This window comes from Roseateles aquae, assembly GCF_032337115.1.
Classification (GTDB): Bacteria; Pseudomonadota; Gammaproteobacteria; order Burkholderiales; family Burkholderiaceae_C; genus Roseateles_C; species Roseateles_C aquae.
Window position 1 is genome coordinate 1 of sequence record NZ_JAVXZY010000012.1, and the last position, 18,399, is coordinate 18,399.

At 65.8% G+C, this 18,399-nt stretch carries 13 protein-coding genes; 3 read left to right on the forward strand and 10 right to left on the reverse strand.

The window, feature by feature from the left end:
• Nucleotides 1–130 precede the first annotated feature (130 nt).
• On the forward strand, nucleotides 131–1,540 hold the full coding sequence (locus RQP53_RS21920; protein ID WP_315652839.1) for an ATP-binding response regulator: 1,410 nt from the start codon (nucleotides 131–133) through the stop codon (nucleotides 1,538–1,540).
• 15 nt (nucleotides 1,541–1,555) lie between these two features.
• On the opposite strand, the gene RQP53_RS21925 is transcribed toward RQP53_RS21920, so the two are convergent.
• From RQP53_RS21925 to RQP53_RS21950, 6 genes are all read right to left on the reverse strand, one after another.
• Nucleotides 1,556–2,200, reverse strand: a complete 645-nt coding sequence (locus RQP53_RS21925) for a response regulator (RefSeq protein ID WP_315652840.1) — start codon at nucleotides 2,198–2,200, stop codon at nucleotides 1,556–1,558.
• 180 nt (nucleotides 2,201–2,380) lie between these two features.
• Entirely contained in the window at nucleotides 2,381–3,850 is a 1,470-nt protein-coding gene (locus tag RQP53_RS21930) for an erythromycin esterase family protein (RefSeq protein ID WP_315652841.1), read from the reverse strand.
• Between the two features lie 149 nt (nucleotides 3,851–3,999).
• Nucleotides 4,000–6,063 carry a carbohydrate-binding protein gene (locus tag RQP53_RS21935; protein ID WP_315652842.1) on the reverse strand — a complete coding sequence of 688 codons (2,064 nt, stop codon included), beginning with the start codon at nucleotides 6,061–6,063 and terminating at the stop codon, nucleotides 4,000–4,002.
• A gap of 339 nt (nucleotides 6,064–6,402) precedes the next feature.
• Nucleotides 6,403–6,636, reverse strand: coding sequence for a DUF2805 domain-containing protein (locus RQP53_RS21940; RefSeq protein ID WP_315652843.1), 234 nt, complete (start codon nucleotides 6,634–6,636; stop codon nucleotides 6,403–6,405).
• A 102-nt stretch (nucleotides 6,637–6,738) separates the two neighbouring features.
• Nucleotides 6,739–9,501, reverse strand: a complete 2,763-nt coding sequence (gene prsT, locus RQP53_RS21945; RefSeq protein WP_315652844.1) for an XrtA/PEP-CTERM system TPR-repeat protein PrsT — start codon at nucleotides 9,499–9,501, stop codon at nucleotides 6,739–6,741.
• 101 nt (nucleotides 9,502–9,602) lie between these two features.
• Complete coding sequence (locus RQP53_RS21950) at nucleotides 9,603–10,367, reverse strand: PEP-CTERM sorting domain-containing protein (RefSeq protein ID WP_315652845.1); 765 nt, start codon at nucleotides 10,365–10,367, stop codon at nucleotides 9,603–9,605.
• A 333-nt stretch (nucleotides 10,368–10,700) separates the two neighbouring features.
• Between RQP53_RS21950 and RQP53_RS21955 the strand changes: the two genes are divergently transcribed.
• Nucleotides 10,701–12,230, forward strand: coding sequence for a tetratricopeptide repeat-containing sulfotransferase family protein (locus RQP53_RS21955; RefSeq protein WP_315652846.1), 1,530 nt, complete (start codon nucleotides 10,701–10,703; stop codon nucleotides 12,228–12,230).
• A gap of 3 nt (nucleotides 12,231–12,233) precedes the next feature.
• On the opposite strand, the gene RQP53_RS21960 is transcribed toward RQP53_RS21955, so the two are convergent.
• The 4 genes from RQP53_RS21960 to RQP53_RS21975 all read right to left on the reverse strand — a co-directional run bounded on the left by RQP53_RS21960 (nucleotide 12,234) and on the right by RQP53_RS21975 (nucleotide 16,279).
• Entirely contained in the window at nucleotides 12,234–13,724 is a 1,491-nt protein-coding gene (locus RQP53_RS21960; RefSeq protein WP_315652847.1) for a GGDEF domain-containing protein, read from the reverse strand.
• Nucleotides 13,725–13,941: 217 nt separating this feature from the next.
• Entirely contained in the window at nucleotides 13,942–15,204 is a 1,263-nt protein-coding gene (locus tag RQP53_RS21965; RefSeq protein WP_315652848.1) for an acyl-CoA dehydrogenase family protein, read from the reverse strand.
• Nucleotides 15,205–15,230: 26 nt separating this feature from the next.
• Nucleotides 15,231–15,542, reverse strand: coding sequence for an EthD family reductase (locus RQP53_RS21970; RefSeq protein WP_315652849.1), 312 nt, complete (start codon nucleotides 15,540–15,542; stop codon nucleotides 15,231–15,233).
• Complete coding sequence (locus tag RQP53_RS21975; protein ID WP_315652850.1) at nucleotides 15,539–16,279, reverse strand: histidine phosphatase family protein; 741 nt, start codon at nucleotides 16,277–16,279, stop codon at nucleotides 15,539–15,541. Before RQP53_RS21975 ends, RQP53_RS21970 begins: the two co-directional genes overlap by 4 nt.
• Nucleotides 16,280–16,390: 111 nt before the next feature.
• Here RQP53_RS21975 and RQP53_RS21980 point away from each other — a divergent pair, with 111 nt between their 5' ends.
• Nucleotides 16,391–18,397 carry an acyltransferase family protein gene (locus RQP53_RS21980; RefSeq protein ID WP_315652851.1) on the forward strand — a complete coding sequence of 669 codons (2,007 nt, stop codon included), beginning with the start codon at nucleotides 16,391–16,393 and terminating at the stop codon, nucleotides 18,395–18,397.
• Nucleotides 18,398–18,399: the final 2 nt, after the last annotated feature.

An 18,399-nucleotide genomic window follows, 5' to 3' on the forward strand; every position in this document is an offset into this window, starting at 1 on the left:
TCGTCTTGGGTGAGTTGGCGATATTCCATGTTCACAACCCCTTCTTGCCGGATGAGGTGTGAACAGTGTCGCCACTCCCCACCTCTTTTGGAGAAGGTGTTGCACTTAGTTTGCCAAGCTGCGCCTGCTGATGGTCTTGATGAGCGGCCTGGGGGCCGGCGTCATGCAGTCGCTGAGCGCCCATCTGCCGGCGCTGTATGTGTTCTTCGGGCCGACGGTGCTGGGCTTTGCGGTGGCGGGCTCGATGGCCCAGGGGCAGTACTTCGTCGTTGCCCTGGCGCTGCTGTTGGTCTGGGTCGCGGTGAACCTGAGCTTTGCCCGCCAGATGCATCGCACCCTGGTCGAATCGCTGCACAACCGCCATATCGCCAATGCCTTGGCGGTCGATCTGGAGGTCCAGCGCGACCGGGCGCTGGAGCTCGGCCGATCGCGCAGCCGCTTTCTGGCCGCCGCCAGCCACGACCTGCGTCAGCCGGTGCATGCGCTGTCGCTGTTCGTTGGGGCGCTGGGACATAACCCCTCGAAGGAGCAGGCGCAGCAGATCCTGCGCCAGGTGGGCAGCGCCCTTGACGCGATGGGGGCGATGTTCAATGCCATGCTGGACATCTCCAAGCTCGATGCCGATCTGCTGCAGCCGGACTGGCAGACGCTGGATCTGCAGGCGCTGCTCGAGCGTGTGGCCGCCGATCAGGCCCTGCTCGCCGCCAGCAAGGGGCTGGTCTTCCGCTGCGATCTGCCGCCCGCACAGCGCTCGACGGTCTGCTGTGACCCCGTGCTGCTGGAACGCATCGTGCGCAATCTGCTGTCCAATGCATTGCGCTACACGGTGGCCGGCGCGGTGCTGCTGCGCCTGCGGGTGCGCCGCGGCCGCGCCGAGATCGTCGTGGCCGACACCGGTGTCGGCATTCCCAGGGAGCGGCGCCAGCAGGTGTTCGAGGAGTTCGTGCAACTGCCCCATCCGGAGCGTGAACGCGAGCAGGGCCTGGGCCTGGGGCTGGCCATCGTCAAGCGTCTGGTCAGCCTGCTGGGCTTGCGGCTGCTGCTGCGCTCCCGGCCCGGTCGCGGCACGGTGTTCACGCTGTGGCTGCCGCTGGCCGATGCGCCGACGGGTTCACCGCACATGCCCGAGGCCAGCGACCAGCCGCCGCCGCAGCTCGCAGAGGGCGATGTGGTGATCGTCGTCGATGACAGCGCCGATATCCGGCTGGCCATGAGCGCGCTGCTATCGGCCTGGGGCTGCCAGGTCTTTGCGGCGGCCAACGTGCGTGAGTTGATGCCGCAGCTGATGCGTCTGGCTGCGCCGCCGCGGCTGCTGCTGTGCGACTACCGCTTGGGCGAAGGCGACAGCGGCATCGCGGCCATCGAGCAGCTGCGCGACGCCTTCAACCAGGACATCCCGGCCGTGCTGGTCACCGGCGACACCGCCCCCGCGCCATTGCGCGAGGCGGTGGCCAGCGGCTTGCCGCTGCTGCACAAGCCAGTGACACAGGGCCAGCTGCGCGAGGCGATGGAGCGAGCCATCGCGATGCCGGCGGCCTGAGGGCGACGCCTGCGATCAGCCGTCGCCAGCAGCAAGGCCGGCGTCGCCGACCAGGCCCGAGGCGCGGGCGACCTCGACGGCCTGCAGCCGGTGCACGACGTGCAGCTGCCTGAACAGCGCCGAGACATGGCCCTTGACCGTCTTCTCCTGCATGCCCAGGGCCCGGGCGATTTCCTTGTTGGACTTGCCGTTGCAGAGCTCTTGCAGCACGTCGCGCTGGCGCGGCGTCATGTCGCCAAGCTGGGGCTGAAGCGGCGCCTCGGCGGCCTGGGCCATGAAGGGCGGTACATAGATTTCACCGCTGAGCACCAGTCGTACGGCTGCCACCACGGTGGCTGGGCTCGACGACTTGGGGCAGTAGCCACGCGCGCCGGCCTTCAGCGCCCGGCGCACATCGTCAGCGGATTCGGACGAGGACAGGACCAACACCGGCACGCCGGCATGCTGCTGGCGCAACTGCTCCAGCACGGCGAAGCCTGCCATGCCTGCCATGCGCAGGTCCAGCACGACCAGAGCGATGTCCTGATGCTCGGCCAGCAAGTTCAGCGCTTCGACACCATCGGCCGCCTGCAGCAGTTCAAGCCCCTGATCGATGCACTGCAGCGTGCTGGCCACCCCGGCACGCACCATCGGATGGTCATCGACGATCAGCAGCTTCATGGCGCGGACTCTAGCAGCAAGCCCGGCCATTGACCGGCGATGTCGCGGCTGCGACCCCGTCGCCTGTTCGCGCTGCGCGGCAACACGGCATTTGACGGCGCAAGTTCTTCGTCTGAACGGTGGCAGGTGTTATGGCGTGCAAAGGCGTCGCAGAGCGAGGGCGGACACACTTCGCCCGAGCTAGTTCAGGGCCTCCGGCAGGCTTGTGCGATCGATGACCAAAAGTGCGTCGTAGTTGTCGGTCAAAACCTCCTGACTTGCCGAGGAACCCCAGACGTAAGCGTTGATGGCACGCCGCTGCCAGGCGGAGTTGAGCCCGCCATGGCCTGCTGCGTCCAAGGGCAGGAAGACCGCAGCGAGCCGCAACGAGGCCAGGTAGCGCTCCATCGACTCAAAGGGGAAGGTACTCGGCACGGTGATGACCTTGCGGGCCAGGTCGTAGGTCTCACCGCGCAGCATGTAGAGGCCAACGGTATAGAGCTGCTGGCCCCAGTCCTCGGCCAGGAAGTTGCCCATATGTCGGCCACTGCCTGGGTTGACTGCCAGCAGCCGGGCGCGGCTGACGTGGGCGTTGTGGGCCCAGACGATCAGCTTTTCCTGCGGATAGATGTCGGTGGCCAGGCGCTTGATGTTGCTGGCCATGAAGCCGTCGCGGACAGTGTCCAGGTTCGGCTCGCTGATGAAGGTGCGTATGAAATCCAGCCGATCGCGAAGATTGCGGATGGTCAGCCCGGCCATCAGTCGTGCGCGCCGCACCGCCTCTGGTGACTGGTCAATGTATGGCTGCCACCGACTGGCCAGCGCGTCCAACTCTGCGGCATTCTTAGGGTATTCGTCGTCAAACGCCGAGCAGGCTTGGCCGGGGCTTTGCTGAGCGCAGTCCAGCCCCGCTTTGGCCAGCGTGATGGCCTTGCGCACTGGCGCTTCAATCCCGGCGAATTGCTGCGGGTCGGCAGCATTCAGCACCGGCGCCAGCCAGGCCAGCACCGGCTCGGGCTCGTCGTTCTTGACTGACGAGTACTGGACATCAAAGCCGGCCAGCCGCAGCGGATGCTCGCTGCTCTGCGTGGATTGGATGTAGCGGAACAACTCGGCCACTTCCTTGGTTCGCCAGACACCGAACACGCAGCTGTCGCCGGCCTGGCCTTGGCGGAGGGCCTCGTCCTGCAGCCAGCAGCCGATGATGGACGACTCAAAGGCGATCACGTTGAAGCCCTGCTTCTCATGCAGGTACTTGATCAAGCGCACCTTGGCCTGATTGAACTCCCGCGTCAGATGGCTGCTTTCGCCCAGTTGCACGATGCGCTTGCCGCTGAGCAGTGAGCCCATGAATTCAAGATCAGAGAAGTCACGGTCATAGACCAGCGAGCGCAGCGGGTGCTGGCTTGAACGCAGCCATTCCAATTCACCTGGCGCGGGCGCAATCAGCGTTGAAGGAAAGGGCAGGGTTCGCAGTTCCGCGTCGCTGAGCAGTCGGCTCTGCGTTAGGTCGACCAGTTGGCCATCGCTTTGCTGAGGCGGCGTCGTTGGGGGCGGTGCTGCGCGGTCGGGGCCGGCGCCACCCCCACAGCCCGTCAGCTGAAGCAAACACAGCGACAGCAGACAGGCGGTCAGCCGAGCCGTTCGACGGGAACCAGAACCTGCTGCCATGCCCACCCCTTGTTGATACCAATGTAATGCCACAAAGCTTACTGTTGTCCATGCAATTATGGTGTTAGTGGAAACCTTGGGTAGGGCAGGGCAGGTCTGCGCAGGCCTGCCCTGCCGCGGCTGCAGCGGCCTTTTGCGAGAGGGCGCTGTCAGTTCAGCAGCACACTGCCTTGGCGCGGATGGACGGTGATCAGCAGGCTGCCGTCCGAGGCCTGCTTTACCGGAATGGCCTGCCCGCCCTGGAAGACCTGCACCGGGCCGTCGGCCCTCAGCAGCTGCAGCGTCAGCGGCGTGGCGTACTTGACGCAATCGTCGCTCTGGTTGTCGAAGCTGATCAGCAACCCGCGCGCCACCGGCTGCGGCGGACGCAATGCGCAGTGCTCGCGCGCGAAGCGGTACTTGAGCACCTCGCTGACGGTGCCGACCCAGAGCCGGCCTTGCTGTACGGCCCGCTGCAGCTGATCGAGATGGGCCTGGTAGCTCGCCAGCGGCACCGATTCATAGTAGCCATCAGCCACTGAGTGGAACACGCGTATGCCCCAACCCTGCTGGGCCAGGGTGTCGGCCAGCAACTGGCTCAAGGAGGCCGGGTTGCCATCGGCCTGATCGGCATTGGCGTAAACCTGAAAGCGCAGCCGGAACGGGTCGCTGAAGTTGCCGTCGTTGATGCCGTTGGCCTGCCAGTAGTTCGGCATGCGGGTGCCCAGGTACTGCGGCCGGGCCTTCAGATAAGCCAGCTGGCTGTCGCTGGCGGCGTCAAACGGAAACCCGAAGAACTGCATCTGGTAACCCTGCAACTGCTCGGCCACCTTGCGGGTCGAGGCGAGGATCTCGAGATCGTCCCCGCCCCAGGGCTTGGCCGCCCAGGGCTCGTTGAGCGGATGGCCATGGTCCCAGGAATGGTTGAAGACTTCGTGGCCGCGCGCGACGAACTGCTGCAGTCGAGGCCAGTGGTAGGACCAGGCCGGGTCTCCGCATGCCCCGGGCATCACGCCAAATGCGGCGACCAGCTGGCGCTGGCTCAGCTCCTGCTCGCCGAGCTGCTGGCCGGCGTCGTTGGCCCAGCCACAGTAGTCGTCGAACATGATGCTGTAGGCAGCGTCGGCGCCATGGCGCCAGCGGCTGGTGCTGAGCTGGCTGTGCACGAACTTCAGGCTTGCGACAGCCTGCCACGCGGCGCTGTCGTCGCCCGGCGCCTCACCCTGGGTCCAGTACCGTGCCTGGTAGATCTGAGCCTGGTGCTGTACCTGTTGGCCCTTGAAATAGACCTGCTCAGGCCGCCAGGCGGCGCTGCTGCCCTGCACGCTTGGCTGCTCGACGATCAGCCGATAGGGCGGGCTCTCGCTGCAGACGTCGCCGCTGCACAGACGCAGCACGAAACGGTTCTCGCCGGCGGCCAGCGCCGCGGTGCAGCTGCCATGCTGCTGCTGTTCGCCCGGCTGGCCCACAGGCAGTGCCTGTTGCCCTTCGCAGACGGTGCTGCCCTGGTGCAGCAGCTGCCAATGATCACCGGGCGCGCCCCACCATTTGACCCAGCTGATGTTGACGCTGTCACCGGCCAGCTTGCCGACGGCGTCGATGTACTGGATCTGCGCGATGGCGGGCGGTGTGGCCTGCCACTGCAGGCTGGCCAGGCGGGCGCTGAACTCGCTGCGCCCACCAGCGGCCGTGGCGACGCTGAAGCGCGCAGCGGCGTCGGTTCCGGCGGCCCAGGCCTGCGGGCTACGCGGTCGCAGCAGCTGCGTGTCTGCGTTGAAGGGCGTCAAGGCGGACTGGATGCCGCTTTGCCAGCTGAGCGTCCTGCCATCCGCGCTTTGCGTGCTGGTCGCGCTGAGGGCGATGGCGAGCTGATCGACACGCGATTCGCCGATCGCCTGCGACAGGCTGCTGGCCAGACGCAGCTCCAGGGCGCTATCGCGAAGCTGCCAGGCGTAGCTGCGGCCTTCAATGCGCAATTCGCCGCGAATGGCGGCCTGCCCCGGCTTGCCACGCTCGACCAGCAGACCTGGCTGTTCGGCGCCGGGCTGCAGCACGCTGCTTTCCAGCTCAAGGCTCTGCACAAAGCGCTTGCCGGCCAAATCGCCATTGGCAGGGCCGAACAGGCCAAGCGCGTCATGGCCACTTTCGATGATGCCGCTGCTGACGATGGTCAGCGGCGCGGCGCTAACGGCGCAGGCCGCTAGCAAGAGCGGCGCCATCAGCGAACGGCGCATGACGGACTGCTTGATGGGAGGGATAGAGATTGCCATTGCATTGCCCGGTTAGATCCGCGTCACGCAAGCGAGGTGGCGGGTGCTTTGCTGCTCGCGGTGCTGGGAGTTGCAACCGCTGTATCGCCTTGATGCGGCGGCAGACGGTCGCGGCGTTACTGCTCAGAAGACAACGCTGCGCAGGCTAGCACCGCCACGGCGGCAACTCAATCGGTATCACATTGGTATTTACGAGCGGGCGAGCACCGCACCAATGATTTCTTGAGGAAACCTTGAGGTGCCAGGGCTGTCTGGCGCGCTCAGCGTCTCAAGCCGGCCCGCCCCGTTTTGGACAGACTTCTCTTAGCGACCGTGTGGCCATTTGGCCTTGCTGGTCGGCACCTTGGCGCTTTTGCCCTTGGCCTGCCAGAGCTTGAACGCCGAGGAGCTCAGTTCACGCTTGAGCAGCTGCACCAGTTCGCCCTGCCCCAGGCCATGCTCCATCAGCACGCGGTGGTAGGGCGGGCTGTCGGCAAAGGCGGTGGCGATGACGCGCTGAATCTCGTCGGGGCTGAGGCGGGGAATGGGTTTGGCCATGCCTGATTGTCGGTCAGGCGGCCGCACATGCGCCAGCCGTGAAGAAGTCAGCCGGTCACTTGGCGTGGAGTGGCCGGCTGCTGTCGTGCAAGCGGTGCGGCTTCAGGCGCCGCGCAGCCTGCTCAGCGCGGCTTTGTCGTCGGCATTGAGCTGCTCGGGGCGCAGGTTCTTGATCAATTCAGCGGCACCGGCCTTGTCGCCGCTGGCATTGAGCGCACTGGCCAGATGCAGGCGGATGCTGGGCACCGTTGGGGCCAGATTGAAGGCGCTGCGCAGCAGCTTGGTGGCGGCTTCCTGTTTGCCGGCTTGAGCCAGGGCCAGGGCCAGGGTGTCCATCGCATTGGGATGATTGCCCGTCATCGCGACGGCCTGTTGCGCGACCTCGACGGCGCCGGGCTTTTTGCTCTGCACCAGCGCCCATGCATAGTCGTTGAGCAGCGCCCCGTTGTTAGGTGCCAACTCGACAGCGCGCTTCCAGTAGTCAAGGCTGGCCTCGACTTGGCCGTTGGCCATGGCACGCTGGGCTGCAAATTGCAGCACGCCAGGATGCTTGGGCAGATTGCGCAGCAGGGTCGCGAGTTCACTCTCCGCGGCGGGCTGACGTTTGGCTTGATCCAGGACGCTGATGCGTGCAATGGCCGCGGCCGGTATCGCACCAGCCTTGACGGCTTCGCTGTATTGCTTCAACGCGTCGTCCAACTTGCCTTGGCGCAGCAGCACCTCACCTTCGAGCAACAGCGCCTCATTCTTCAGCTTTTCCTGCTGGCCCATTTGCTTGGCCACACTGATGGCCTCGCTGGGCTTGTCTTTGGCCACCAGGAGTGCCAGCGCGCGGTAGGCGCGGGCGTCGGTCGGATGGCTGGTCAACAGGCTGCGCAGCAGCGAGGCAGCCTCGTTGTGGCGGTTGGCGCCGGCCTCCATCTCGGCCAATTGCAGCTTCCAGTCATTGCGCAAGGGGCTGGCAGCCACGGCTTTGCGCCATGCCTCCAGCGCCGGGCTTTGCTTGCCCAGACGCTGGTAGGTAGTGGCCAGCAAGGCAACGGCAGTGGCTGGCGCGTTGTTGGCGGACGCGCCCGATTCCGCGGTGCTGATGGCCTTCTCGGGCTTGCCCGCCAGCAGATAGGCTTCGACAACCGTGTCTCGCAACTGGATGTCGTCGGGGAACTGGCTCAGCCCTTGCTCAAGCACGCTCAGCGGCGACGGGTCCGTTTGTCCGGCGCGTTCGAGTTGGGCCGCATAGGCCATGAATGTCTGCGCCGGGCTGCCCTTGGTCTTGACGGCTTGCGCATAGCGAGTCAGCAACTCGGCGCGCTGTGCTTCATTGCTTGCCAGCAACTCCAGCGCCGATAGCGCAGGTGCGTAGGCAGGGTTCTTGTCGAGCACGGTTTGAACCTGCTTGCGCGCACCATCCGCATCACCCTGGGCGCGCAGCACTGCAGCCAGGGACAGCCGCGTTTGTGCTTGCTCAGGCTGTGCCTTGACCATGTCCTCGGCAAACTTGCGGGCCTCTGCAGGTTTCCCCAGGCGCAACACGGTGGCGATGATGCGGTCCTGCAGGCCTTGGTCGGTCGTGGCCTCGGCGGCGCGCTGCAGCAGTCCGAGGGTGGCTTCGGATTTGCCGCCCTGCAACTCGGCCATGCGCAGCAGGCTGTAGGCGTCTTTGGGGTCGCTCTTCAACAGGGCTTCCAAGGCCTGTGTGGCCAAACGGGCGTCGCGGCGCTGCAAGGCAACATCGGCCTTCAGCGACAGCAGCTGCTTGTTCTCGGCATCGAGCGCCAGACCATTGCGAATCATGTCATTCGCGTCGTTCAGGCGGCCGCTGCGCAAGTACGACTGGGCCAGCAACTGGATGCGCTGAATGGAGTTCGGGTGCTTTTTGCCGATCGACAGCAAGCGCTTTTCGGCCATCAGCGTCTCGCCCTTCTGCAGCTCGGCAGAGGCGGCAATCAGCGTCGCCGGTAGGTGGTCAGGTACACCCGCAAGTACCTTCAGCGCCGACGCGTGGGCCTCTTCGTAGCGCCCGGCCCGCGCCATCAGTGCCGCGTTCAGATACTGGGTCCAGAAATAGCCAGGAGCCTGCTTGCGCAGCTTGTCGCGTTGAGCCGTCGCTTCCTCGATGCGGCCGGCGTTGAGCAAGGCCTCGCCGTATTCACCGATCAGGCCGCGGTTCCAGGGGGCCGCCTCATGCGCCTTCTGAATGGTCTTCAAAGCTTGTTCCCGCTGGCCCAGCGAGGACTGGACGCGGCTGGTCGCGCGCAAGACCCACCAGTTGGCGGGCCCTTGTGCGTTCACGGCTTCCAGCTCAGCCAGGGCCTTTTCGCGCTGGCCATCGGCCAGCAGCAACTGGGCCTTGGCCAAGGACGCGGTGGGCGAAGGCGTGACGTCTTTCAGCTCCTCGCGCGCCTTGTCCGGGTGCTGCAGGGCCAGATGACCCAAGGCCAGCACCGCGTGCAATTCGCTATTGGCCGCCGGCGTGCTCAGCTTGCGATCGTGAAACTCCTGGTCAAGCTTGGCCACATCCATGCGGTCCAGCATCAGCAACGCGATGCGCGGTACCAGTTCGTCCTTGGGCGTGCTCTTCAGCGCCTGGCGCAGCTGGTGCTCGGCACCCAGCGTGTCGCCGGTGCGCTCCAGCGCGTCCGCGAGGGCGATGCGTACCTCGAGCGAATCGGGCTGGGCTTGGGCGGCATTCTTCAGCTCCACCACGGCTGTGGCGTATTCGCCCTTGCTCAAGCTCTGCTGGCCCTGAGCGAAGTGATCTGGCTTGCTGCAGGCCAGCAGCAGCGCCAGGCTCAGCAGGCTGAGGCGGCCGGCATGGCGTGGCAGACGGTGGGCGGTTTGGGTGCTGCGGAGTGTCTGAGGCATGGGCGATTCCATGAGCGAAGGCCACAAGGACAAAGGCCCGCTATTCGCGGGCCCGGCGTAAAAAAGGCGCCCCGGGAGGCGCCTTCATCTTACAAGCCAGCTCAGGCTGCCTTGGCCTTGCGGCGGCGGCTCAGGCCAACGCCGGCCAGTGCCAGACCGACCAGGGCCAGCGATGCGGGCTCAGGCAGGGTGGTGTCGCCAGGGCCGCCGGAGACGGTACCGAAGCCGTCCAGGTAGACGTAACCAGCGTGGCCGCCGTAGGGGCAGTCAGCAGCCAGCAGGCTCAGCGTGTAGTCGTGACCAGCGGTGACGTTGATGGTCTCGTCGATCCACTTGGTGTAGAACCAGCTGCCGGTCTGGCTGAAGATCGCGCCGTTGGTGGCCGAGTTGTACGAGATCGTCGTCAGCACCGAGTTGGTGGTGTTGTCGGTCAGCGTGATGGTGAAGTTGTCGGAATCGGTCGCGCCGTGCGAAGCCTGCAGAACGGCAGCCCACGAGAAGTTGATCGACGTACCGGAGTAGTTCGTGACCTTCTGTTGGATCAGCGAAACGCTGTAGTTGTTGACAGCGTTGTTGGTACGCACGGCGTGGTTGCCGTAACGGACGGTGCTCAGGCCGGTAATGGCATCAACGCCACCGACGTTGGTGATGTCGTGCACGCCGTAGGCGGCGTTGTAGTAGGCGCCACCGGGCAGATAGTTGGCCGGGGTCAGGTCGGCCATATTGGCGGTGTTCCAGTAGCCAGCGCCAGTGGTCCAGCCGGTCAGGTCGCCCGACTCGAAGCCGCCGTTGTTGAAGCTGCCAGCGTGGGCAGCGCCGGCGGCCAGCAGGGCCACGCTCAGCGCGATTTGTGTCTTCTTGATCATGTCACTCACCTATGTTGATTAAACCGAAAGCGAGTCCCCGCCTGGGAACTGTAAGCAGTAGAGCAGCTTCCATGCCAAGGGCGTCCCACGTTCTTGGGGGGGTATCAAAAATCTTTTCAATTTCAACGACTTAGAAAGCAATCATTGGAGATATATCGCAACTCAAGACAGCGTTGTGACAGGGTTGTAAAGAAAGCCGACAGCGCGGGAGGCATACCGTCGGATTTAAGCAGCGCTCAAGTTCCTGTGGCGCGGGGCGCTATGTTGTAATGCCGCGCGCCGACTGGGCTCCCACCCCGGCGCCGGCGGGATTTGCCAATTTCTAGGATTGCCATGAACAGCCCTTTGCAACGTGCCATCCAGGCATTCCAAGCTCAGCAGTATGAACAGGCGGCCTCGGCTTTCGAGCAGGCGTTGAGCGCGGATCCCGATGACATCCAGGCCCGCGCGGGACTGGGCCAAAGCCTGTGCACGCTGGGGCGCCTGCATGAGGGGCTGGCGCTGTTGAACGAGGCCGGCGGCGATCTGCTGGATCTGGCCGAAGATGATGGCCAGATTGGCTATGTGCTGGAGATCGTCCAGCAACTGCAGCAATTCGGTGATTTCATCTCGTCCCATCAGCTCTGCGATGCCGCCGTGAAGCTGGCGCCGGAAGACGCGCGCGGGCTGCAGCTGCTGGCCGTTGCGGCAGCTCAGTTGAACAAGAAGACCGAAGCACTCGATGCCGCGCAACGCGCCGTCAGGCTGCAGCCGGACAATCAGATGTTGCAGGTACTGCTGGCCAGTGTCGAAGCCGATGGCGGCCAAGGCGAGCTGGCCGCCCAACGCCTGCAGGCCCTGTTAGCGCGGGGCCTGGCGCCGCGCGAGGCCTTTCGCGCCCACAAGGAGTTGGCCCGGGTACTCGACAAGCAGGGCCGTTTTGACCAGGTTTTTCCCCATCTGCATGCCTCGACCAAGGCCAGCCAGAGTCTGCCCGAGTACCAGCGTCATCCGGTGAATCTGCTGCCGATGATGATCAAGAGCCACCGGCTCGGGTTTGATCGGGAACTGCTGCAGCGCTGGAAGGGCGCTGCATTTGCCGCCGAAGCGCCGGCGCCCGTGTTTCTGATCGGCTTCTTCCGCTCCGGCACAACGCTGACACAAGAAGTGCTCGACGCCCACCCGCGTCTGCATGTGGCGGATGAGGCCGATTTCGTCGCGGCCATGCATCGCGAGTTGCATCGCCTGCAGCCCGGACCGGCGAGCACGGCCGACAAACTGCGCCGACTCGATCTGGACGGCATTCAGCATTTACGGGCGTTCTACTGGCAACGGGCCCGCGACCGGCTGGGCCCGGATCTGCAGACCGACGGCTTTGTCGACAAGTTCACGCTCAATACCGTCGATCTGGGCCTGATCAGCTGTGTATTCCCCGATGCGCGCATCGTCTTTGTGATGCGCGACCCGCGCGACGTGTGCCTGAGCTGCTTCATGCAGCTGATGGCGCCATCGCCGGCGACCGTCCACCTGCTGGGCTGGACCAGCACGGCCGAGCTCTATGCCCAGGTGATGGGCTGGTGGATGCATGTGCGCGAGTTGATGGCGCCCAGCTATATCGAGTTCCGCTATGAGGACACGATTGCCGACTTCGAGGCCACCTTCCGCCGCGTGTTCGATTTCCTGGGTCTGGACTGGGACCCGGCGGTGGCCAGCTTCCATGAGCGGGCAGCGAAGAAATCGATCGCCAGCCCCAGCCGAGCCCAGGTCGCGCAGCCGCTGTACAGCTCCTCGGTGGCGCGCTGGCGCCACTTTGGCAGCGAGTTCAAACACATCGAGGCCTTGCTGACGCCTTTCGTCAAGGCCTTTGATTACGAGGCCTTTTGATCTTCAGGCGCTCAGCGGCCCGAACACCATGCGCGCACGGCCTGCCTGTTTGGCCTGGTAGAGCGCCGCGTCAGCGTCCTGCACCAGCGTTTGCGGCCGCTGCTGCACATCGGCCACGCAGGCGGCAACGCCAATGCTCAGGCTGACCCAAGGACGCACCGGAGAGGCGGCGTGGGCGATGGCGGCCAGGCGCAGGCTGTCCAGGCAGCGCTGCGCGACCACCTTGGCGCCTTCCAGCTCGGTGTCGACGAGCAGCACGACAAACTCTTCACCGCCGTAGCGGCAGACCGATTCGATGCTGCGCCCGACACAGGCGCTGAGCAGGCTGGCGACGCGCCGCAGGCAGTCATCGCCGGCCACATGGCCGTAGTGGTCGTTGTATTGCTTGAAGTGATCGATGTCGACCAGCAAGAGCGCCAGCGGCTTGCCGGTGCGCGCACTGCGTTGCCATTCCTGGATCAGCAACTGGTCGAACAGGCGGCGATTGCCGACGCCAGTCAGGCCATCGGTGGTGGATTGGCGCGCCAGCAGCGCATTGGCCTCGCGCAGCCGCATTTCCTGGCGCTTGCGGTCGCTGAAGTCGGTGATGATGCAGACGAACAAATGGGTGGTGGCCGTCTTCACCTCGGCCACATTCATCTGCACCGTCAGCTCATGGCCCTCGCGATGTCGGGCGCTGAACTCCCGCTGCCTGCCCAGCAGGGCTTCCGGCTGCAGTTGCTCGGCGGTGGTCTGGGCGTTGCCTATCAGCATGCTCAGGTGCGCGCCCTGCATTTCCTGGGCGCTGAAGCCGAACAGATGCTGGCAGGCCGGGTTGACCTCGAGCATATGGCCCGAGGTGTCGAGGGTGACGATGGCGTTGGTGGCGGCGTGGATCAGCGCCTGCAGATGGGCCTGGCTGGCGGCCAGGCGTTGCTGTTCGTGGACCAGATCGCTGACGTCCATGCGCACGCCGACGATGCCGCCGCCGGGCATGCGGCGCTCATAAATGCGCAGCCATTTGTTGTCGTGCACCCGCTGCAGCAGGGCCTCACGCTGCTGGCCGCGCACCGTCTTGCGCTCGGCGATCCAAGCCTCTTCCCGCCCCTGGGCCTCAGGAATACCACCGCGTGCCAGCGAAGCACGCACCAACTCTTCGAAACTGGCGCCGCGTTCGAACTCGCGCAGCATATGGGGATAGATCTCGACCAGGCGGTGGTTGAAGGCAATCATCCGGTCGCGTTCGTCAAAGATCTCGACACTGGCGGGCAGCGCGTCAATCGCTTCGTCCAGCTGGTCGCGGGCGCGCTGCGCCAGCTCACGAGCCTGCGCCATGGCGATCCAGGCCAGGCCGCCCAGCAGCAGGCTGAGCACCAGGCCCGCCGCGCTCAACCATGCGAGGGCCTCGCCGTCGTTCTTGCCGTAGAACGACTGCAGCAGCAGCAAGACCTGGACAATAAAAACCGCGCCCATGGCCACCTGGGGCCACCGGCGCAGCGCGTTCGAGCGAAACATCCTCAACTCCGGAACATTGGCTCGCGAGTGTGGCCTCGCCGAGCGTGAGACGCCATGCCTGCAAGCCCGTGTCGGCGCATCACCGTGTGCAATGCGTCACCAAAATTCAAAGCTGCCGGCGGCGAGGGCGCCACCCTATCAGTCGTCCAGTATCAGATGCCCTTATCCCCCTAAAGAGTGATCGCGTAAACCCTAGGTGCCTCGGGCTGGTGTCGGTTCAGGCGCCGCGGGTCACCGGCATCGCGATCTTGTTCGGATCCAGCTTCATATGCCGGGCCAGTTCCAGCTTGGCCAGTGAGTTGCGGTGGACTTCATCCGGGCCGTCGGCAAAACGCAGCGTGCGCTGATGCGCCCACATCAGCGCCAGCGGCGTGTCGTCGGACACGCCGGCACCGCCATAGACCTGCATGGCCCAGTCGATCACCTTCAGCGCCATATTCGGCGCCACGATCTTGATCATCGCAATCTCGGCCTTGGCGACCTTGTTGCCGACGGTGTCCATCATGTAAGCCGCCTTCAGCGTCAGCAGGCGGGCCTGTTCGATCATGCAGCGGGCCTCGGCGATGCGCTCCTGGGTAACGGTCTGCTGGGCAATCGTCTTGCCAAAGGCGACCCGCTTGATCGCGCGCTCGCACATCAACTCCAGCGCCCGCTCGGCGGCGCCGATCGAACGCATGCAGTGGTGGATGCGCCCGGGGCCGAGCCGGCCCTGCGCGATCTCGAAGCCACGCCCTTCACCCAGCAGGACGTTGGAAGCCGGCACGCGCACGTTCTTCAGTTCGATCTCCATATGGCCGTGCGGCGCATCGTCATAACCGAATACCGGCAGATGGCGCTTGATCGTGATGCCCGGCGTGTTGGCCGGCACCAGCACCATCGACTGCTGCTCATGGCGGCCGGCCTCCGGGTCGGTCTTGCCCATCACGATGTAGATGGCGCAGCGCGGATCGCCGGCACCGCTGGACCACCATTTGGTGCCGTTGATGACGAAGTCCTCACCGTCGCGCTCGATGCGGCATTGGATATTGGTGGCGTCGGAGGAGGCCACCTCGGGCTCGGTCATCAGGAAGGCCGAGCGGATCTCGCCGCGCAGCAGCGGCATCAGCCAGGCGTCCTTGTGGGCCTCGCTGCCGTAGCGTTCGATGGTTTCCATATTGCCGGTGTCAGGCGCCGAGCAGTTGAAGACCTCGGCGGCCCAGGACACGCGCCCCATGATTTCGCACAGCGGCGCGTATTCCAGATTGGACAGGCCTTCCGGCGCGCGGCTCGACTGCGGCAGGAACAGATTCCACAGCCCGGCGGCGCGCGCCAGGGGCTTCAACTCCTCGACCAGCCGGGTCGGGATCCAGGCATTGCCGGCGCGCCGGTTGGCCTCGACCTCCTCGTGGAAGCGCCGTTCATTGGGGTAGATGTGCTGGTCGAAGAAGGCCAGCAGGCGCTCGCGCATCGCCTGCACCTTGGGGCTGTAGTCGAAGTCCATGGTTGTCGTCCTTCCGGAAGATGGGGTCAGGTCTTGATCTCGGCGAGCCGGAGTTGCGGCTGCAGATCGGTATAACGGCTGATATGCGCAGCCAGCTGCGGGCCGGCCTGGGCCAGCGCGGCACGGGCCTGGTCCAGTGTTTCAAATTGAGCTTGCGTGACGACGATGGCCTCGCCCTCGCGCGGCCCGTTGGGGTGGATCAGCCGCAAGGCCTCTAGCCGGGTCAGGCCCAAGGGGCCCAGCAGTTCGCGCGTTAGCGCCAGATGTTCGGTCTCGTAGATCTGGTGGTCGAAGCGGGCGCCGTCGCGCCAGACATAAGTGCCGGTGATGCAGATCATCGTGGTTCCCGGTTTGAGCGGTAGCGCAGGTACTGCTCAAGCAGCGCTTCCATGGTGGTGTGGCGTTCGTCCACATGAAGCGCGCCGGTCGGCGCGAAATTGCTGACGCGCAGCAGCCAGTCGCCGGGCTCGCTGCCAACGTCGATCACATTGATGCAGGCCGGCGATTGCACGATGGAGCCGAACATCAGCCGCTGGCCACCGCTGAGCGCATGCGAGATCAGCGCGGTATTGACGACCCCATGCAGCACCAGCAGCGCGCAGTCCCAGCCGGGGTCTGAACGCAAGCGGCCAATGGCCGGCAGCACACGGTCGAGCAGCTCGCCGATGCTCTCGCCGTGCAGAAAGCGTTGCCCCTCGTGCAGCTGGCCGCTGTGCAGGCCGGTGAAGGCCTCGTGCAGATCGGCCTCGCTGATCTCGCCCAGCCGGCCGCCGCGAATTTCCTGGAACTCGGGCCAGACCTCGGGCTGCAACTGGCTCTGGCCACTGTGCTCCAGCACCAGGGCGGCGGTCTGCACGGTGCGCGGCAGGCCACTGACGATGACGCGGTCAAAACGCACGCCCTCGGCCGCGAAATGCCGGCCCGCGGCCACCGCCTGGGCGCGGCCCTGCTCGTTCAGCGAAACCTGCTCGGGCAGGACAGGCTTGCCAGCGCCATCGAAATAGCTGACCGCACCATGGCGCATCAGATAGATGCGGCGGCGCTGTAGGCTTGGGGGGGTGAACGCGTCGGTCATGATGGGCTTGGCCTTGGCGGCGAGTGTGGCGCAGGCGCACAGGCTTGGCTGTCGCACAGGCGGCAGTCAACAATGCGGGCCCTGCTCGCTGCCTTGCCTCCCGTCCTGCCGATGTCTCAAGTTCCTGCCGCTGCCCCGCCCGACGAAGCCCGCGAACACGGGCTGCGTTGGGACATCCAGGCGCTGCGCGGCCTGGCCGTGCTCTGGGTGCTGCTGCACCACGCACAGCTGCCGGGCGTGCCCGCCGGCTATCTGGGCGTGGACATCTTCTTTGTCATCTCCGGCTTTCTGATCACCGGCCTGATTCAGCGCGCCCAGGACGCCGGCCGATTCAGCTGGCGCGAGTTCTATTGGCGCCGCGCCCGGCGCCTGTTGCCGGCCGCCTACCTGACGCTGGCGGTCTGTGCGCTGCTGGCCCCCTGGCTGCTGAACGCGCTGGAGCTGCAGGACTACCGCCAGCAGCAGCTGGGTGCCCTGCTGTTCGGCAGCAATCTGGTGCTGTGGCTGCAGAGCGGCTATTTCGAGGGCGCGGCCGAGCTGAAGCCGCTGCTGCATTTCTGGTCGCTGTCGGTCGAGGAGCAGTACTACCTGCTGCTGCCAGCCCTGCTGCTGTGGCTGGGTAGGGGGCGGCGTCTGCTCGGCATCACCTTGCTGGGACTGCTGAGCCTGCTCGGCTGTCTGTGGCTGGCACGCCTGCAGCCGAGCGCGGCCTTCTACCTCCTGCCTACACGGGCCTGGGAGCTGGCGCTCGGGTCGCTGGGAGCCTTGTTGATGGCAGGGCGTCGGCCAAGCCCCGCCTGGCTGGCAGTCTGGCGCTGGCCGGCCATGGCGGTGCTGCTGCTGGCGCCACTGTGGCCGGCGCCGGGGCAAGTGGGGCCGCACCCGGGCCTGCTGGCCCTGCTTGTGGATCTGGCCACGCTGGCGCTGCTGTGCGCCGCGGCGCCGTCGGAACAGGGCCGCGCGGCGCGCTTGCTGCGCCCCTTGCGCTGGCTGGGCGATTGCAGCTATTCCCTGTACCTGTTGCACTGGCCGCTGCTGGCGGCGCTGAACAATGCCTGGGTCGGGCCCACCAGCGCCGAGGCGATGCTGCCCTGGCGCCTGGCCGCGCTGCTGCTGTGCCTGCCGCTGGCCTGGGCGATGTGGCGCTGGGTTGAGCTGCCACCGCGTCGTTGGGCGCTGCCGCTACAAGCACGTGCTTGGCTGGCCATCGCGGCAGCCAGCGCTGTGTTGGCGCTATTGCCCTGGTGGTCGCAGCTGCAGCCTGCGCTGCCGCAGGCAGGGCAGGACTACGCGACGCTGCGCCGCCCCAATCACGGCCTGGCCGCCGCCTGCGATCATGAGCAGCCCTTCAGCGGTACAGCGCCCTGCCGCACGGCGGTCAAGGCCGGCTGGATGGTCTGGGGCGATTCCTATGCAATGGCGCTGGTGCCAGGTCTTGCCCCGCTGGCGCCGGGCCTGCTGCAGGCGACCAAATCCTCCTGCGGGCCGCTGCTCGGACTGGTGCCGTTCAAGGCCAGTGTGGCGCGTGGCGAGACCTTTGCACGGCCCTGGAGTCAGCAATGCCAGGCCTTCAATGCCTCGGTGCTGGCCTATCTGGCCGGTGACGCTGATGTCGACGTGGTCGTCCTGTCCAGCCTGCTGGAGCAGTATGTTGACGGCACGCGCTACCAGGCACTGCAGGGTGAGCAGCTGCAGGCGGCCAGTGTCGATGCGGCCTTGCTGGCCTTGCGGCACACCGTTCAAGCGCTGCGCCGACTGGGCAAGCGGGTGATTCTCATTGCGCCGCCGCCCTCGGCCGGCTTTGACAGCTCGGCCTGCCTGGAGCGGCAAGCGCTGCGCCGCTGGACCCTGGGCACTGCGGCCGACTGTTCGCTGGACCGCCAGGCGGCCTCGCACTACCGGGCTGCGGTGCAGGCCTTTCTTGACCGGGCCGAGCGCGAGGCCGATGTGCCCGTGCTGCGCTTCGAGCCGGCCTTGTGCGATGAACAACGCTGCCGCACGGCTGCCGCCGACGGTCTGCCCTATTACCGCGATCTGGGCCATCTCAGCATTGAAGGGGCGCAGCGCCTGCTGCCCGCGCTGGGTTGGGGCGCGGCGATCGCGCAGCAGTCCCGTTGAAG

What these genes read in the sequence shown, in the direction of transcription:
- RQP53_RS21920 (WP_315652839.1), top strand. Translation starts at nt 131, where the DNA reads ATGGTCTTGATGAGCGGCCTGGGGGCCGGCGTCATGCAGTCGCTGAGC.
- RQP53_RS21925 (WP_315652840.1), bottom strand. Translation starts at nt 2,200, where the DNA reads ATGAAGCTGCTGATCGTCGATGACCATCCGATGGTGCGTGCCGGGGTG.
- RQP53_RS21930 (WP_315652841.1), bottom strand. Translation starts at nt 3,850, where the DNA reads ATGGCAGCAGGTTCTGGTTCCCGTCGAACGGCTCGGCTGACCGCCTGT.
- RQP53_RS21935 (WP_315652842.1), bottom strand. Translation starts at nt 6,063, where the DNA reads ATGCGCCGTTCGCTGATGGCGCCGCTCTTGCTAGCGGCCTGCGCCGTT.
- RQP53_RS21940 (WP_315652843.1), bottom strand. Translation starts at nt 6,636, where the DNA reads ATGGCCAAACCCATTCCCCGCCTCAGCCCCGACGAGATTCAGCGCGTC.
- prsT (WP_315652844.1), bottom strand. Translation starts at nt 9,501, where the DNA reads ATGCCTCAGACACTCCGCAGCACCCAAACCGCCCACCGTCTGCCACGC.
- RQP53_RS21950 (WP_315652845.1), bottom strand. Translation starts at nt 10,367, where the DNA reads ATGATCAAGAAGACACAAATCGCGCTGAGCGTGGCCCTGCTGGCCGCC.
- RQP53_RS21955 (WP_315652846.1), top strand. Translation starts at nt 10,701, where the DNA reads ATGAACAGCCCTTTGCAACGTGCCATCCAGGCATTCCAAGCTCAGCAG.
- RQP53_RS21960 (WP_315652847.1), bottom strand. Translation starts at nt 13,724, where the DNA reads ATGTTTCGCTCGAACGCGCTGCGCCGGTGGCCCCAGGTGGCCATGGGC.
- RQP53_RS21965 (WP_315652848.1), bottom strand. Translation starts at nt 15,204, where the DNA reads ATGGACTTCGACTACAGCCCCAAGGTGCAGGCGATGCGCGAGCGCCTG.
- RQP53_RS21970 (WP_315652849.1), bottom strand. Translation starts at nt 15,542, where the DNA reads ATGATCTGCATCACCGGCACTTATGTCTGGCGCGACGGCGCCCGCTTC.
- RQP53_RS21975 (WP_315652850.1), bottom strand. Translation starts at nt 16,279, where the DNA reads ATGACCGACGCGTTCACCCCCCCAAGCCTACAGCGCCGCCGCATCTAT.
- RQP53_RS21980 (WP_315652851.1), top strand. Translation starts at nt 16,391, where the DNA reads ATGTCTCAAGTTCCTGCCGCTGCCCCGCCCGACGAAGCCCGCGAACAC.